This is a genomic window from Streptomyces sp. NPDC044106, from assembly GCF_056433985.1.
Window position 1 is genome coordinate 63,486 of the sequence record NZ_JBWKFZ010000016.1, and the last position, 15,453, is coordinate 78,938.

The 15,453-nt window shown below is 71.8% G+C and carries 17 protein-coding genes; 10 read left to right on the plus strand and 7 right to left on the minus strand.

Annotation, left to right across the window (positions count from 1 at the left end; translation table 11 throughout):
• Window positions 1–81: 81 nt before the first annotated feature.
• Together AC07DI_RS27870 and AC07DI_RS27875 are read right to left on the minus strand one after the other, a co-directional pair.
• Window positions 82–2,106, minus strand: a complete 2,025-nt coding sequence (locus AC07DI_RS27870; RefSeq protein WP_478906736.1) for a CocE/NonD family hydrolase — start codon at window positions 2,104–2,106, stop codon at window positions 82–84.
• 64 nt (window positions 2,107–2,170) lie between these two features.
• On the minus strand, window positions 2,171–3,484 hold the full coding sequence (locus tag AC07DI_RS27875) for an ATP-grasp domain-containing protein (protein ID WP_478906738.1): 1,314 nt from the start codon (window positions 3,482–3,484) through the stop codon (window positions 2,171–2,173).
• A gap of 171 nt (window positions 3,485–3,655) precedes the next feature.
• On the opposite strand from AC07DI_RS27875, the gene AC07DI_RS27880 reads away from it, so the two are divergent.
• The 6 genes from AC07DI_RS27880 to AC07DI_RS27905 all read left to right on the plus strand — a co-directional run bounded on the left by AC07DI_RS27880 (window position 3,656) and on the right by AC07DI_RS27905 (window position 9,424).
• On the plus strand, window positions 3,656–4,624 hold the full coding sequence (locus AC07DI_RS27880) for a tellurite resistance/C4-dicarboxylate transporter family protein (protein ID WP_478906739.1): 969 nt from the start codon (window positions 3,656–3,658) through the stop codon (window positions 4,622–4,624).
• Window positions 4,625–5,295: 671 nt separating this feature from the next.
• Window positions 5,296–5,793, plus strand: a complete 498-nt coding sequence (locus AC07DI_RS27885; RefSeq protein WP_478906741.1) for a winged helix-turn-helix transcriptional regulator — start codon at window positions 5,296–5,298, stop codon at window positions 5,791–5,793.
• Window positions 5,794–5,898: 105 nt separating this feature from the next.
• The gene (locus tag AC07DI_RS27890; RefSeq protein ID WP_478906743.1) at window positions 5,899–6,435 is read left to right on the plus strand and encodes an SRPBCC family protein; all 537 of its coding nucleotides are present in this window, start codon (window positions 5,899–5,901) and stop codon (window positions 6,433–6,435) included.
• A complete protein-coding gene (locus AC07DI_RS27895; protein WP_478906745.1) occupies window positions 6,435–7,487 on the plus strand; it encodes an LLM class flavin-dependent oxidoreductase in 1,053 nt (350 codons plus the stop codon). The genes AC07DI_RS27890 and AC07DI_RS27895 overlap by 1 nt, the downstream gene beginning before the upstream one ends.
• A gap of 98 nt (window positions 7,488–7,585) precedes the next feature.
• Window positions 7,586–8,746, plus strand: coding sequence for an oxidoreductase (locus AC07DI_RS27900; RefSeq protein WP_478906899.1), 1,161 nt, complete (start codon window positions 7,586–7,588; stop codon window positions 8,744–8,746).
• A gap of 81 nt (window positions 8,747–8,827) precedes the next feature.
• Entirely contained in the window at window positions 8,828–9,424 is a 597-nt protein-coding gene (locus tag AC07DI_RS27905; protein ID WP_478906747.1) for a CGNR zinc finger domain-containing protein, read from the plus strand.
• 42 nt (window positions 9,425–9,466) lie between these two features.
• On the opposite strand, the gene AC07DI_RS27910 is transcribed toward AC07DI_RS27905, so the two are convergent.
• From AC07DI_RS27910 to AC07DI_RS27920, 3 genes are all read right to left on the minus strand, one after another.
• Window positions 9,467–9,907 (minus strand): nitroreductase family deazaflavin-dependent oxidoreductase, encoded by a 441-nt coding sequence (locus AC07DI_RS27910; RefSeq protein WP_478906749.1) that lies wholly within the window; start codon window positions 9,905–9,907, stop codon window positions 9,467–9,469.
• Window positions 9,908–10,014: 107 nt separating this feature from the next.
• A complete protein-coding gene (locus AC07DI_RS27915; protein WP_478906751.1) occupies window positions 10,015–10,422 on the minus strand; it encodes a CoA-binding protein in 408 nt (135 codons plus the stop codon).
• A 51-nt stretch (window positions 10,423–10,473) separates the two neighbouring features.
• The gene (locus AC07DI_RS27920; protein ID WP_384253034.1) at window positions 10,474–11,049 is read right to left on the minus strand and encodes a TerD family protein; all 576 of its coding nucleotides are present in this window, start codon (window positions 11,047–11,049) and stop codon (window positions 10,474–10,476) included.
• A 150-nt stretch (window positions 11,050–11,199) separates the two neighbouring features.
• Here AC07DI_RS27920 and AC07DI_RS27925 point away from each other — a divergent pair, with 150 nt between their 5' ends.
• Window positions 11,200–11,607, plus strand: coding sequence for a BlaI/MecI/CopY family transcriptional regulator (locus AC07DI_RS27925; protein ID WP_478906753.1), 408 nt, complete (start codon window positions 11,200–11,202; stop codon window positions 11,605–11,607).
• A 23-nt stretch (window positions 11,608–11,630) separates the two neighbouring features.
• Window positions 11,631–12,563 (plus strand): M56 family metallopeptidase, encoded by a 933-nt coding sequence (locus AC07DI_RS27930; RefSeq protein WP_478906755.1) that lies wholly within the window; start codon window positions 11,631–11,633, stop codon window positions 12,561–12,563.
• A 30-nt stretch (window positions 12,564–12,593) separates the two neighbouring features.
• On the opposite strand, the gene AC07DI_RS27935 is transcribed toward AC07DI_RS27930, so the two are convergent.
• Window positions 12,594–13,049: a tellurite resistance TerB family protein gene (locus AC07DI_RS27935; RefSeq protein WP_384252997.1), complete on the minus strand. Its 456-nt coding sequence runs from the start codon at window positions 13,047–13,049 to the stop codon at window positions 12,594–12,596.
• A gap of 159 nt (window positions 13,050–13,208) precedes the next feature.
• Here AC07DI_RS27935 and AC07DI_RS27940 point away from each other — a divergent pair, with 159 nt between their 5' ends.
• Window positions 13,209–13,868, plus strand: a complete 660-nt coding sequence (locus AC07DI_RS27940; RefSeq protein ID WP_478906757.1) for a transcriptional regulator — start codon at window positions 13,209–13,211, stop codon at window positions 13,866–13,868.
• A 54-nt stretch (window positions 13,869–13,922) separates the two neighbouring features.
• On the opposite strand, the gene AC07DI_RS27945 is transcribed toward AC07DI_RS27940, so the two are convergent.
• Window positions 13,923–14,600 carry a 4'-phosphopantetheinyl transferase family protein gene (locus AC07DI_RS27945; protein ID WP_478906901.1) on the minus strand — a complete coding sequence of 226 codons (678 nt, stop codon included), beginning with the start codon at window positions 14,598–14,600 and terminating at the stop codon, window positions 13,923–13,925.
• A gap of 160 nt (window positions 14,601–14,760) precedes the next feature.
• On the opposite strand from AC07DI_RS27945, the gene AC07DI_RS27950 reads away from it, so the two are divergent.
• A complete protein-coding gene (locus tag AC07DI_RS27950; protein ID WP_384252992.1) occupies window positions 14,761–15,387 on the plus strand; it encodes a YigZ family protein in 627 nt (208 codons plus the stop codon).
• Window positions 15,388–15,453: the final 66 nt, after the last annotated feature.

The following is a 15,453-nucleotide window of genomic DNA, read 5'->3' on the forward strand; positions in this document are numbered from 1 at the left end:
TCTCGGCATCCGGTGGGGGCGAGTCTCCCCCGGGGCGCGCGGCAAACCCGGCCGCCGCGCCGCCGCACGGGGGCGGGCGGGTCACAGCCAGTCACGCGGCAGGGTCTCGTTCCACGTACGGGAGAAGACCCGGCGCCCGCCCTCGTAGCCGTCGAGTGTCGCGTCGACGAAGAAGTTGTCCTCGTCGCACGTCAGCACCGTGCGGGTGCGCACGCTCACCTCCCAGTCACCGCGCTGGAACCGCATTGTCCAGTCCGTCTCACCGCCCACCGAGGTGAAGTCGTCGCCGGTCGCGGTGTACCGCTCGTAGGCCCGGCAGCCGACGTCGAGCCCGATCTCCTCGTAGCGCACGGTGCCGCGGTCCTTGACGATCTCCAGCGCCCAGTCGTATCCGATGAGGTCGCGCTTGACCTCCCATTTCTGCTCCGGCTGGGTGATCCGGGTGGTGGCGAGCGGCCGGGTGCCCTCGGGCTCGTCGAAGGGCCGCTGCGGCACGCCGTCCGGCGCCGAGGCCGGGCGCACCGGCAGCCGCAGCGCGCTGGTCCCCTCGTACACGCTGAGCAGCACGGGCCGGGGCGGGGGCCAGGCCAGCGGCCAGTAGGAGGTGGACAGGGAGAGCCGGATGCGGTGGCCCGGCGGGAACGACTGGGCGACGCCGTTGAGCTGGAGGGTCGCCCGGTAGCGGCGGCCCGGTTCGAGGGGTTCGGGCTCGCCGGTGCCGTCCCTGCGGGTCAGGTTGAGCACGCCGTAGGTGACGCGGGTGGCGCTGCCGTCGGGGGCGATGTCGGAGATGCGGGCCGCGACCGTGGCCACCGGCTCACTGACCGACAGATCGAGTTCCACGGCGGGGGAGCCGAGGATCTCGACGGTCTCCGTCAGCTCCGGCGAGTCGAAGACCAGTGACCCGCCGTCCTCCTCGCGCTGGTCGTAGGGCAGGTCGGGCGGCGCGTTGTACGACGCCCACTTCCCGGCGAACTGGCCGACGGACAGCGGGGACTGCACGGTCATGGCCTCGCCCTGCGGCGCGTCGCCCGCCATGACGATGCGGTGCGGCGCCAGCGGATGGCTGACCTGCTCGATGTGCGGCGAGGGCCACTCCGGCTCGCCGACCCAGCGCCCGGGGCGCTCCTCGTACGCGGTGGAGGGCGGCACGCTCTCCTGCATCCAGGCCCGCAGCATCGGGCCCTCCATCACGCCGTTCTCCTCGCCCTTGAGCCAGTGGTCCCACCAGCGCACGACTTCCTGGAGGTAGCCGATGGCGGGGCCGGGCTCGCCCAGGTGCGGATACTTGTGCGACCAGGGGCCGATCAGACCCTTGCGGGGCACGTCGAGGTTGCCCAGCAGCCGGGTCACGGCGTTGGAGTAGCCGTCCGCCCAGCCGCTGGAGGCGAGGACGGGGCACCGCACGTCCCGGTAGTTCTCGCAGACCGAGGCGTGCCGCCAGTACGCGTCGCGGCGCTGGTGGCGCAGCCACTCCAGGACCCACGGCTTGGCGTGGTCGAGCCGCTCCTGCCACATGTCGCGCCAGCGGTCGCCGACCACCGTCGGATCCGGCGGACAGGTGGCGTAGGCGAACATGGTGCCCGCCTCGGCGAGGTTGTCCGACAGCATGGCGCCGCCCATGTAGTGCATGTCGTCGGCGTAGCGGTCGTCGGTGAACGAGGAGATGACCACGGCGCGCAGGCTCGGCGGCCTGCGGGCCGCCACCTGGAGGGCGGCGAACGCGCCCCAGGAGATGCCCATCATGCCGGTGGCGCCGTCGCACCAGGGCTGCTCCGCCAGCCAGGCGAGCACTTCCTCTGCGTCGGTCTGCTCCTGCTCCACGTACTCGTCGGTGAGCACGCCCTCGGACTCGCCGGTCCCGCGCAGGTCCACGCGGACGCACGCGTACCCGTGCCCCGCGATGTAGGGGTGGTGCATCGAGTCGCGCTCGGAACTCAGATCGCGTTTGCGGTACGGGATGTACTCCAGGACGGCCGGCACCGGGTCGTCGTCCGAGGACGTGGGACGCCAGATGCGGGCCGAGAGCCGGATACCGTCGGACATGGGGATGACGACGTGTTCTTCTTCTTTCGTCGCGTACGGGAGATGGTCCACGTAGCGCATGGAGCGGTGCCGTCCTCTCGGTTGCTTCCCCGCCGGGCAGGCGGGTTCCGTTTCCGTCCTTCGGTCAGTCGTTGGTGACGTCGCGGCCGCCGGGCTCGGTGTCGTCGAAGTCGAGTCCGAGCGCGGCCACGCACTGGTCGTACTTGCGGCGCAGGTCCTCTTCACTGTCGCCGCCGGTGTCGACGTGCGCCAGCTCGAAGCTGTAGCTGTCCTGGTGGGTGGCTTCGGACAGCTTCCGGCCCTCCTCGACACCTACCTCGATGCGCACCCCGGGGATCTCGCGCTCGATCCGGTCGATCTCCTCGCGCGAGGGCACGCTGTGCGCCACGCCGTCGGCGAACCACCGGTAGTACCACTTGGCCGACGCCTCGTACGGCCCCTCGCGGTAGGGCAGCGCGGGGTCCTCGTCGAAGGCGAGGCTGACCATGCAGTGGTGGTTGGGGACGCCGTCGACGTACGCGAAGAGCTCCGCGTGCGCCTGCGAGTGCCGGGGATTGATCTCCAGGAGATTCACGGCGTCGGTGCTCGGATCGTAGAAGTACTCGATGCTGAACGTCGCCGCGTCCATGCCGATCTGCCGTATCACCCGCTTCGACACGTCGCGAAGGCGCTGCTGCACCGGCTCCGGCAGGGCCGACGGGTACTGGTGGCGCAGGAAGCACGAGGAGTCCGGGTAGTTGATGGAGTCGAGGACGCCGTAGACGACGACCGCGCCCCGGTGGACGTACCCCTCCACGGCGACCTGGACGCCCGAGAGCGCCTCCTCCGCGAGACACACCTCACCGCCGACGCCCTCCATCTCGGGAGGCAGGTCCACCTGCTTGAGGATGTACTCGAAGGGGCGGCCGACCCGGCTGATCCCCTCCTTGATGCGGGCGACGGCCTCGCGGAACTCCTCCTGGTTCTTGACGCTGTAGGCCAGCTCGGAGGAATACGACAGCGCGGGCTTGAGCCACATCGGGAAGCGCACGCCCTCCGGCGGACGCGGATCGTCCGTGTCGAGATCGACCCGGCCGAAGCGCGGGTGCTCGTCGATGACCTTCTGCTGCTCCAGCCTGCTCCAGTACTTGTGCTCGCACTTCACGACCGATTCCAGGCTGGTGTGGTGCGTGCCGTACCGGTCGCCCAGGATCGCCACGAGCGTGCTGACGGGGAAGTCCCAGTAGCCGACGATCGCGTCGATGCTGCCGTCGAAGGCGTCGAGGATCCCCTGCGCCTTCTCCAGGAGCGCCGGTACCGAGACCTCACCGCCCTGCAGCTCCTCGACGGTGAGCAGCTGGTGGAAGCGGTACTCCTCGGCGCGGGGTATCTCGCCCAGGGCCGGCAGATTGGCGTCGTCCAGACCGATCACGAAGATGTTCTTGCGATGTGCAGCCACAATGCTCCTTCAGCTCGTCGTCGCGGCCGTGTACCCGCAGGTCGAACAGGCACACGTCCACGGAATCGGAGGCGGAGCGGACGGCGGGACCGACGGCGGGGCCATCCCTCGCGGCACGCGGTCGGCACCGCTCGACCGGCGGGCCCGGGCCCGGTCGCCGATGCTGGGGCCATGACCCAGGGCCCCGGAACGCCAACGACGCGTGAGGCGTGCTTCGCCGCCTGGTGGACGGCGCTGCCGCCGGCGGCCGGATCCGCGGTGATGGCCACCGGGATCATCTCCGTCGGCCTGTACCTCCTCGGACACGAGACGCTCTCGCGCGCGGCGCTGGCACTGGCCGCGGTCGCCTGGCTCGGCCTCGCCGCGGACTTCGCCCTCCGGCTGGTGGACCAGCGTGCCCGCTGGCGGACGGAGGCGGACACTCCAGCAGCGCTCACCGCGGTCGCGGCGACCTGCGTGCTCGGCACCCGCCTGGCCCTCCTCGGCCCGGCGCCACTCGCCCTGCCCTTTTTGCTGGTCGCGGCCGTCCTCTGGCTGGTCCTGCTGCCCGCCGTGGTACGTCACTGGGGGCACCGCATGCCGGGCGCGGTCTTCGTCGTCGGCGTCGCCACTCAGGGGATCGCGGTCCTGTCCGCCACCCTCGCCGCCGTGCTGCCCGCACGCCCGCTCTTCCCCGTCGCGCTCGTGTTCCTCTGCCTGGGGCTCGTGCTGTACGTGGCGGCCCTCGCCCGGTTCGACCTCGCGAACGTCCGCACAGGGGCGGGCGACCAGTGGGTGGCGGGCGGCGTCCTCGCGATCTCCGCGCTCGCCGGTGCGAAGCTCGTCGCCGCGCCGCAGTCCGCCGGCGCCTGGCACGACGTGCTGCGCACGGTGACGCTGATCCTGCTCGCCCTGGATCTCGCCTGGTACGTGGTCCTGCTCGTCGCAGAGGCGCGCTGGCCCCGGCCGCGCTACGACGTGCGGCGCTGGGCCACGGTCTTCCCGATGGGCATGACGGCGGTCGCCGCTCTCTCGACGAGCGCCGCGGCCGAGGTGCCCTGGCTGCGGGAGCTCGGCCGGGTACTCCTGTGGGTCGCGGTGGCGGTCTGGCTGTGGGTGTGCGTGGGTGCGGTCAGGTCGGCGACGGGCCGGGCGAGGTGAGGACCGGCGCAGGCCGCCTGCACCTCGAACAGCTTGCTCGCGGTCCGGGCCTCGGACCGGCAGCCGTCGCGGATTGCGGCCCTCGTACGCTGCCACCAGCGTGTCAGGAGCGGTCGATCGCGGTGGGATGATCGCGCGGTGAGTGATGCGAGAGGGTTGGCCGCGGAGGCCGTTGAGTCACATGTTCGGGCGTTCTTCGAAGGGCACTCCGTGGAGGTCGTCGACTGCGACCTCGGGCCGGACCGGCGAGAGGTGGCGCCGGGTCTGGCAGCCCCGTAACGACAGCCGAGATCGAGTTCCGCAGGCGTCACGGGAATGAGGCGCTGGAGCAGCTCTTCGATGAGGCGGAGATCATCATCACCGATCCTTTCAGGGCGTCGGTTGCCTGAGAGCCTGTGTCATGTCCCCGGTCGGATCAGTGGGCGTCGTCTGGTGCGTGCGATCGCAAGGCGCCGGGAAGTCCTCGTAGCGGAGCTACTAGGGCTTTTCGGCAACGCGGCGAGCGTGCGTGCCAGGCGGCGACCACCCGGCCGGGGATATGACACAGGCTCTGAGTTCCCGCAGCCTCGGGGCGGGGCCTGCGGGACGAGCGCCCGTGGCTCCGCTCCTTCCTGCTGGGTCTCAAGGTGAGACCCTCGAAAACCGGCGCCGTCACTCCGTATCCTTGCGTCATGAGGCGGACTTCCTTTGCGAACTGGCCGTGCTCCATCGCCCGCACGATGGACCTGCTCGGCGACTGGTGGACCCCACTCGTCCTGCGCGAGGCGTTCTACGGCATCAAGCGCTTCGACGCCTTCCAGCGGGAGCTCGGCATCGCGAGGAACACCCTCACCGACCGGCTGCGCAGGCTCGTCGACGAGGGACTCCTGGAGAAGCGGGCGTACCAGCGGGATCCGGTGCGCCACGACTACGTCCTGACGGAGAAGGGCCGCGACTTCTTCGGGGTCCTCGCCGCCATGAACAGCTGGGGCGATCGCTGGCTGAGCGGCGAGGAGGGCGCCCCGGTCGTCTTCCACCACGACCGCTGCGGCCACGACAGCCACGCCGAGGTCGTGTGTGCCGACTGCAAGGAACCGATGACGGCCGCGAACACGAGCCCCCGCCTCGGCCCCGGCTACCCGCCCCGGCTCGCCGAGCGCCCGGACGTCCGGGCGCGGTTCAACCGCTGACGGTACGAAAAAGGCCCGCCGCATGAGCGGCGCACGTCGACTCTTGACGAGTGAGTCTATCTACGCAACTCTCGTGGTCACAGCCAACATGAAGGGCGGTCGACCATGGAGTGGACAGGCGCGCGTTACGCGGACGGGCCGACGGTGGAGGTGCGCGAACGGATCGCCGCTTCGCCGGAACGGGTGTGGGAACTGGTCTCCGACATCGGCCTGATGCCCGCGCTGAGCGGCGAGTTGCGGTCGGTCGCCTGGCTGGACGGGGCGACGGGGCCCGCGCTCGGTGCGCGGTTCACCGGGCGCAGCCGCCACGAGTCGCTGGGGGAGTGGGAGACCACGTCGTACGTCGTGGCGTGCGAGGCGCCGCGGGTGTTCGCCTGGGCGGTCGGCGACGCCGAACGGCCCAGCGCGCTCTGGCGGTTCGGCCTGGAAGCCCTGGAGGACGGCGGCACGCTCCTGACGCAGTGGATGCGGCTCGGCCCCGGCCGCTCCGGTCTCTCCCTCGCGATCGAGCGGATGCCGGAGAAGGAGCAGAAGATCGTGTTCGTACGGCTGCGGGAGTTCGAGCGGAACATGGCCGCCACGGTCGACGCGGTCAAGGCGCTGGCCGAGGGCGCCGCAACCGTGGAAGGGGTGCGCGCGTGATGCGTACGTCGACGACAGTCGAGGCGTCCGGGGCGAACTGGGGGGAGACCGTCGACTTCGTCACCGAGGCCGAGAAGCTCGGCATGGACATCTGCTGGGTGGCGGAGGCCTGGGGCTCCGAGGCGCCGTCCCCGCTCGGATACCTCGCGGCCCGCACCGAACGGATGCTGCTGGGCTCCGGCATCATCCAGCTCGCCACCCGCAGCCCCGTCGCCATCGCCCGGGCGGCCCTCACGCTCTCGCAGCTCTCCGAAGGCCGCTTCCTCCTGGGCCTCGGCCCCTCGGGGCCGCAGGTCATCGAAGGACTGCACGGCGTGCCGTTCGCGCGCCCGCTGGCCCGGATGCGGGAGACCGTGGAGATCGTCCGGCAGGCCGCTTCGGGGGAGAAGATCGCGTACGAGGGGCGGGAGTTCACCGTGCCGCTGCCGGGCGGCGAAGCCCGGCCCATGCGCCTGTCGCTGCGCGCCGAACACGACCTGCCGATCTACCTCGCGACCCTCTCCCCGAAGATGCTCCGCCTGACAGGAGAGGTGGCGGACGGCTGGCTCGGCACCAGCTTCGTGCCGGAAGGGGCCAAGGAGGCGTACTTCGACCATCTGGACGAGGGCCTCGCGGCGTCCGGCCGCACCCGGGCCGACCTCGACATCTGCCAGGGCGCCGAGGTGGCGTTCGCGGACGACGAGGACGCCCTGCGCACGATGGTCGCCGGACGGAAGAAGGAACTCGCCTTCAGCCTCGGCGGGATGGGCTCCGCCACGACCAACTTCTACAACAGCGCCTACAGCAGGCAGGGCTGGGCCGACGTTGCCGCCGAGGTCCGTGAGCGCTGGCAGGCGGGCGACCGTGACGGCGCGGCCCGCCTCGTCACCGACGAGATGGTCCTCGCGACCACGCTGATCGGCACCGAGGAGATGGTGCGCGAGCGGCTGCGGGTCTGGCGCGCCGCCGGCGTGGACACGGTGCGCTTCTATCCGGCGGGCGACACGCTCGACGCGCGGCTCACCACGCTGGGCCGGGCGATCGACCTCGTACGCGAGCTGGATCGCGAGTGATCCGGTTCACCCTCGCCGACAGAGGCAAAAGGGTTACGCTTCTTTCATAGTTCTCGTACTCAAGAGCGGAGGAACCTGCCGTGGAGACTGTGGAGACCGTGGAGCCCGGGCGGCACCCTTCCGGAGATGCCCGGAGCGTCGTCCGGGACGAAGAGGCGTCGCGCGCCGCACGCCTGCTGGGCCGGCCCTTCACCCTCGGCGCCCTGACGCTGCGCAACCGCATCGCGATGGCCGCCGTGACCCGGCGCTTCTCCCCGGACGGCGTGCCCGGCGAGGACGTCGCCGCGTACTACGCGCGGCGCGCGGCCGGGGGCGCCGGCTTGATCGTCACGGAGGGGACGTACGTACGGCGGGACGCGGCCGCCGCGTACGACCGCGTGCCGCACTTCCACGGCGAGCGGGCGCTGGCCGGCTGGGCGCGGGTGGTCGAGCGGGTGCATGGGGCGGGCGGCCGGATCATGCCGCAGCTCTGGCACACCGGGGTCCTGCGGACCGGCTCGGGCCCGCGGCGCGGCGTTCCCGCGGAGGGTCCTTCCGGCATCGACCTCGACGGGCGCGCGCACGGCAGAGCCATGACCCTGGACGACATCGACGCGGTCGTCCGCGCCTTCGCCGAGGCGGCGGCCGACGCCGAGCGCATCGGCTTCGACGGCGTCGAACTGCACGGCGCCCACGGCTACTTGATCGACGACTTCCTGTGGCGCGGCACCAACACCCGCACCGACGCCTACGGCGGCGACCCCGCCTCCCGCGCCCGGTTCGCCGCCGAGATCGTCGCCGCGGTACGGACCGCGGTCTCACCCGGCTTCCCGGTCCTGTTCCGTCTCTCGCAGTGGAAGACCGACCAATACGACGCGCGGATCGCCGAACACCCGCGGGAGCTTGAGGAGTTGCTCACCCCGCTGGCCGCGGCGGGAGTGGACGCCTTCCACGCCTCGACTCGCCGCTACTGGCTCCCGGAGTTCGAGGGCAGTGCCCTGAACCTCGCGGGCTGGACGAAGAGGCTCACCGGCAAGCCCTCGGTAACCGTCGGCTCGGTCGGCCTCGACCAGCAGTTCGCGGGCGCCCCCGGGCGTACGCAGCGGTCCGCGGTCACCGGCATCGCCCCGCTCCTCGACCGTCTGGAGCGGGACGAGTTCGACCTCGTCGCCGTCGCCCGTGCGCTGGTCGCCGACCCCGAATGGCCCGCGAAGGCCCTCAGTGGCCGTCTCGACGAAGCGGTTGCCTACGACGCCGCGCTGCTGAGCGCCCTGGTGTGAGCCGGGGCTCCCCGCGGTGAGGGCGTCCGTCGGCGTGAAAGAGTGAAGGGTGCCCGCACGTATTCCGGAGAGTGATCCACGATGACCTGGTCGGCGACCGCGAGGTACCGCCTGGAGTCCGCGCCCGGCGGCCTCGGACTCGTCCAGGACCTGCTCAACACGGTCTCCGCGGGGGCGCCCCCGCACCCCGACCTGCTCGACGACGAGGCGGACGCGCGGAACTGGGTGGACCAGGCAGTGGCGGAGTGGGCGGCCGTCACCGGAAGGCAGGCGCCGCAGGTGGCGCTGGACGCCGAGGGGCTCCGTGAACTCCGCGCCGTGCGTGAGGGGCTGTTGAGGGCCACCTCACGGGCGGCACGGGGCGAGGCCGGAGCCCCGCCGCGGGAGCCGGTCCCTGAGCACTCCGCCGGGGCGGCGCTGCGACTCTGCGAGGACGGTGTCGTACGCCTCGAACCCCGCGGCAGCGGCCTGCGCCACCTTGTCGCGCTGCTCCTCGCGGAGGTGTACGAAGGGCAGCGGGCGGACACCGCGCGGCGCCTGAAGCCCTGCCGCAACCCGCTCTGCCGCGTCACCTTCTTCGACCGGTCCCGCAACAACAGCGGCGTCTGGCACGACGTCAAGACCTGCGGCAACGCGGCCAACCTGCGGGCCTACCGCGCCCGGCAGCGGGAGCGATAGGCCCAGAAGTCAGACGCGACCCGGATCAGGACGCGACCCGAATCAGGACTCGACCGGGGTCAGGACGAAGAGCGGGATCTCGCGGGACGTCTTCTTCTGGTACTCGGCGTACTCCGGCCACGCCGCGACCGCACGCTCCCACCAGATCTCCCGCTCCTCGCCGGAGGCGACCCGCGCGCGGTAGTCCTTCTTCACCGGGCCGTCCTGCAGCTCCACATGCGGATGGGCCACCAGGTTGTGGTACCAGGACGGGTTCGCGGGGTCGCCGCCCTTCGACGCCACCACGGCATACTCCCCGTCGTGCTCGACGCGCATCAGGGGGTTCTTGCGGAGCTTGCCGCTCTTGGCGCCCACCGACGTCAGCAGGACGACCGGCTTGCCCTGCATGGTCGTCCCCTGCGTCCCGCCGGAGCGCTCGTACTCGTCGACCTGCTTGCTCGCCCAGTCCCACGTACCGGGCTCGTACTCACCAGTCAGAGGCATACCTCTCCCAACGACGGACCGGCACGGATTGTTTCCTGCCGGTGGCGGACTCACGGATGCGCTTCCGACGTTACGTGAGCGTGCGGTTCCTGATCGCGGGACAGGCTCTAACCCAGCCGCGGGATCTCGATGGCCGGGCAGCGGTCCATGACCATGTCCAGGCCTGCCGCCCGGGTCCTGTCGTACGCCGCCTCGTCGACCACACCGAGCTGGAACCACACCGCACGGGCGCCCGCGGCGACCGCCTCGTCGGCGACCTGGCCCGCCAGTGCGCTGTTGACGAACACGTCCACCACATCGACCGGAAACGGCACGGCGGACAGGGACGGATATCCCTGTTCGCCGTGGACCGTCTCGGCCTTGGGATGGACCGGCACGACGCGCTTGCCGAAGCGCCGCAGGACGTCCGCGACACCGTAGGCGGCCCGGTCCCGGTTGTTCGACAGGCCCACCAAGGCCCAGGTGTCGCCGAACTCCGTCAGGATCCTGCGCACCGTTTCCTGGTCGCCGTACATGACCTGCCTCCTTCGGGGTCGCGGCCGGATGCCGTCAGAGCCGCACGCGCGTCAGACGTTCACGCCGAAGTCCGTCGCGATGCCGCGCAGCCCACTGGCGTAACCCTGGCCGACCGCGCGGAATTTCCACTCCGTCCCGTGCCGGTAGAGCTCGCCGAAGACCATGGCGGTCTCCGTCGAGGCGTCCTCGGAGAGGTCGTAGCGCGCGATCTCCGCGCCGTCCGCCTGGTTCACCACGCGGATGAACGCGTTGCGGACCTGGCCGAAGCTCTGGCCGCGGTTCTCGGCGTCATGGATCGAGACCGGGAAGACGATCTTCGAGATCTCGGCGGGCACCTGCGCGAGGTTCACCTTGACGGCCTCGTCGTCGCCCTCGCCCTCACCGGTGAGGTTGTCACCGGTGTGCTCGACCGAGCCGTCGGGGCTTGTCAGGTTGTTGTAGAAGACGAAGTGCTGGTCGGAGACGACCTTGCCCGAGGCGTCGCAGAGCAGCGCGCTGGCGTCGAGGTCGTAGTCGGTGCCGGTCGTGGTGCGCACATCCCATCCCAGGCCGACCAGTACGGCGGTGAGGCCGGGGGCCTCCTTGCTGAGCGAGACGTTGCCGCCCTTGGCCAGGGAAACTCCCACGATGTCCTCCTGAGGTCCGAGTTCTGGATACTGGCGTTCTGGCTCCCCGAAATCTACAGGAATGTAGAAGTGGGCCGTGCGGCGGTGCCCCGTTACGATAAGGCGCTCCCCGCCCGTCGTGGAGCACACAGAGCTGGAGGATTTGCGGGCATGACGCACCACGACGAGCGCGACGAGCGGCCGCCGCGGCTGCGCCGGCGCGCACAGGGCGAGCTGGAGTCGCAGGTGCTCGCCGCGCTGCACGCCGCGCGCGGACCCGTCAGCGCCGCCTGGGTGCAGCAGCGGATCGGCGGAGACCTCGCGTACACGACCGTCATGACGATCCTCACCCGCCTCCTCGCGAAGGACGTGGTCACCCGCGAGCGCGCGGGACGGTCCTTCGCCTGGCTGCCCGCTTCGGACGAGGCCGGACTCGCGGCCTTCCGGATGCGCAAGGTGCTCGACGGCGAGAGCGACCGCGAGGCCGTGCTGGCCAGCTTCGTCACCACGCTCACGCCCGACGACGAGCAGCTCCTGCGTGAGCTGCTCGGGCAGGCGGGCGCAGAGGCCGACGACTGACGCCCGATAGGGGTTCTTCGCTGATGGGCGTCTTCGTCTTCCTGCCGCTCGTGCTGCCGCTGACCGCGTGGCCGATCGCGCGCCTCGCCGAGCAGCACCTCCACCCGCGCACCGCGACCAGGCTGCTCACCGCCGTCGCCGGCGTGATGGCCCTGTGCAGCACGCTCTGCCTGGCGCTCCTGATGGTCGTCGGCACCGCCCAGCTGCCCGGCAACCCGCTGCCCGACGGCTGGTCCGATCCCGAGGTGCGCGCGGCAGTCCCCTACGACGAGGTCGCGGGGAGAGCCGCGATCCCCGCCCTGCTCGCGGTCTGCGCGGCGTGCGCGCACACGCTCTGGCGCCACGCGCGCGTACGGGTGCGGGGGCGCCGCGCCCTCGAAGGGCTGCCGGGCACCTCGGTGGCGGTCCTCGCCGACGAGGCGTCGTACGCCTACGCCCTGCCCTCGCGGACCGGCGGCCGCGTCGTGGTCACCACCGGCATGCTGGCCCGGCTCGCTGCCCCGGAGCGCCGCGCGCTCTTCGCCCACGAGCGGGCCCATCTGTCCGCCCGGCACCACCGGCACCTGATCGTCACGCAGTTGGCGGCCCGCGCCAATCCCTTCCTGCGGCCCCTGCGCACCTCCGTCGCGTACGCGGCGGAGCGCTGGGCGGACGAGTCGGCGGCCCGCGCGGTGCGGGACCGGCGGGTCGTCGCCCGCGCGATCGGCAAGGCGGCCCTGGTCTCCCGGGGCGTGCCCGCGCCGACGCTCGCCGGACTCGCGGCGCCCGGGCCCGTCCCGCGGCGCGTCGCGGCGCTCCTCGCCCCGGCGCCCGCGGCCCGGACCCGTCCGTCCGTGTTCACGGCGGTCGGACTCGCCCTGTGGTCGGCGGCCTTCGGCACCGCCGTCTCCGCGATGTCCTCGGCGAACGCCGCCGTCACGATGGTCATCATCCTCCGCGCGGCCACACCGCTCTGAGCGGGTGGCCGCGGGGCCGGTGGGCGCGCCCTACAGGTCGAACTCGTGCGGCGGCAGGTCGAGCGCGAAGCACGCCTCCCGCACGACCCCCTGCTCGTCCTTGTCGAAGTCGCCGTCCGCGCCGCCGATGACGATGCCGATCTGAATGACCGCGCGGGCCTCCGCGGGCTTCTTCTTCGCCTTCGCCACCTCCTGGAGGACGCTCACCTTGCCGAAGGCGAAATCGGCGGTCAGCTTGTCCACGTACTCGTCGAAGCGGCGGCGCAGATCGTCCGCGGGGAAGTTCTGCAGGACCTCGTTCGTGCCGATGAGCTGGGCCACGCGCTGGCGCTCGGACGGGTCCACGGTGCCGTCGGCGGCAGCCACCAGGGCGCACATCGCCATGCTCGCGTCGCGGAAGGCGCCGCTCTTGAGGTCGTTCTTCTTCGCCATCAGCTGGGTCTGCATCGTCGATGCGGATTCCTTGACGCGGTCCCACAGAGCCATGGGGAACTCCATAAACGTATCGATGTGTCAGGGGTGTCGGGCGGGGGGCCGGTACGCTGCGCGCAGGTCCGGACCCCGCCCGTTTCTACAGCAGAGTAGAAACTAGCAGCCCGGCCGAATGGTTCCCGCCCAGTTCCCGCCCAGCGGAAGGTGCGTGCGATGACGCCGACGGCACATGAACTCCTGCGGTCCGCGGCCGACCGCCTCGCCCCGGACCCCGGCACGAACCCACTGGTCCCGCGCATCGCCGACGGCTCGGCCCCGGTGCGGACGATCGCCCTCCTCGCGCTGGAGCAACGGCACGTCATCCCCGCCGACCGGCGTTCCTTCCAGCACCTGTCCCGGCGCGCGGCCGAATCCAAGGACCTGGAGTCCGCCGCCTTCTTCGACACCCTCGCCGACGGTGAGAGCCTCGCGGCGGAACGGCTCACCCCGTTGCTCGACGCCTGCGCGGTGGGCGCGGACGAGGCGGCGACGTACGCGCCCCGGGCGGGTTGCCAGGCATACCCGGCGTATGTGGCATGGCTCGCCCTGAACGGCGAACCGGTCGACGTCGTCCTCGCGCTCACCGCGAACTTCGCCGTGTGGGGCCGCAGTTGCGAGACCATCGCCCGCGCGCTGCGCGAGCGCTACGACTTCGCCGACGAGGCCTGCGGCTTCTTCGACCTCTTCGCGGAACCGGCGCCCGACCTGGACCGGCAGGCGCTCGCCGCGGTGCAGGCGGGCCTCGACCGCAACCGCGTGACGACGGCGCACCTGCGCTTCGGCCGGCTGCTGGGACGCTACGAGGAGATGTTCTGGGAGACACTCGCGGCCTGACCTCGCCGTGTGCGCTGCCTCTGGGGCAGGCCTCCGCGGTCCCTCCCGGCGCCCCTACCCGACCGGCAGCGCGGAAGGCACCGGCAGGACGATGGCCGTGGCGGCGATTTTGTCGCGTACGGTCCACCGACCGGAGAACCCCCGCAGTCCGACGCCCCCGACCACGGGCCCCTCGACCAGGAGCCGTGCGGTGAACGTCCCGTCCGGGGTCAGTTCCACATGGGCGTCCTCGAAGCCGAGCCAGCGGCCGGTCAGCGGGAACCACGTCTTGTAGACGGACTCCTTGGCGCTGAACAGCAGCCTGTCCCAGGGCGTGGCGGGGTGCCTGACGCCGAGCGCGGCGAGTGCCGCACGCTCCGTCTCGTCGGCCACCAGGTTCAGGACCTCGGGGTCCCGCAGCGGCTCGCCCGGCTCCGCGTCGATGCCGACCGAGGTCACCTCACCCGCGCGGGCCACGACCGCCGCGCGGTACCCGGCACAGTGCGTCATGCTGCCGACGACACCGGCGGGCCAGCCCGGCGCCCCGCGCTGGCCCGGCAGGATCGGCGCGGGCGGCACACCGATTCGGGCGAGCGCGGTGCGGGCGCAGTGCCGCACGGTGGTGAACTCGTTGCGCCGCTTGGCCACCGCGTTCGCCACGACTGCCTGCTCCTCGGGGAAGAGGACCGCGTCGGCCGGATCGTCGTGCGTTTCGACGACGGTGACGGGCAGACCGGCGAGCAGGGTGGCCAAGGGCCCGGCGGAGCCCCGGCCTTGGCGCGGGGGCAGCGAAGGAGACGTCACGAGAGATCACGGTACCGGGCGGCTCGCGCAGGCGTGCCCGCTGTGGCCTACGCCACCCCACCGGCCTCCCGCGTGCGGCCCGCCGCCGACGAGCGCCTACGCTGGCGTGATGCAGGACGAGTACCGCACAGTGGCCCGCGAGGGCGTGCACGAGACCGAGATCAACCGCTCGCGCTTCCTGTGCGCCCTCGCGCCCGCGGCCACCGAGCGGGAGGCCCAGGACTTCGTCGCACGCGTCCGCAAGGAGCACCCGACCGCCAGCCACAACTGCTACGCCTACGTCATCGGGGCCGACGCCGCCGTGCAGAAGGCGAGCGACGACGGCGAGCCCGGCGGCACCGCGGGCGTCCCGATGCTGCAGATGCTGACGCGCCGCGACATGCGCTACGTCGCCGCCGTCGTGACCCGCTACTACGGAGGTGTCAAGCTCGGCGCGGGCGGTCTCATCCGCGCCTACGGAGGAGCGGTCGGTGAGGCCCTCGACGCTCTTGGCACCGTCACCCGCCGCCGCTTCCGCCTCGCCACCGTCACGGTCGACCACCAGCGCGCGGGCAAGGTCCAGAACGATCTGCGGACGGCGGGCCGTGAGGTGCGCGACGTCCGCTACGGCGACGCGGTCACGATCGAGATCGGCCTGCCCGACGCCGACGTGGAGGCCTTCCGGGGATGGCTGGCCGACGCCACCGCGGGCAGCGCGGTGTTCGAGCTCGGGGGAGAGGCGTACGGGGACGCGTGAGACGCGGGTGCCGGGGCGTCGCGGAAGCGGCTACCGGTACGTACCGGTAGCGAGTGCCGGAATGTC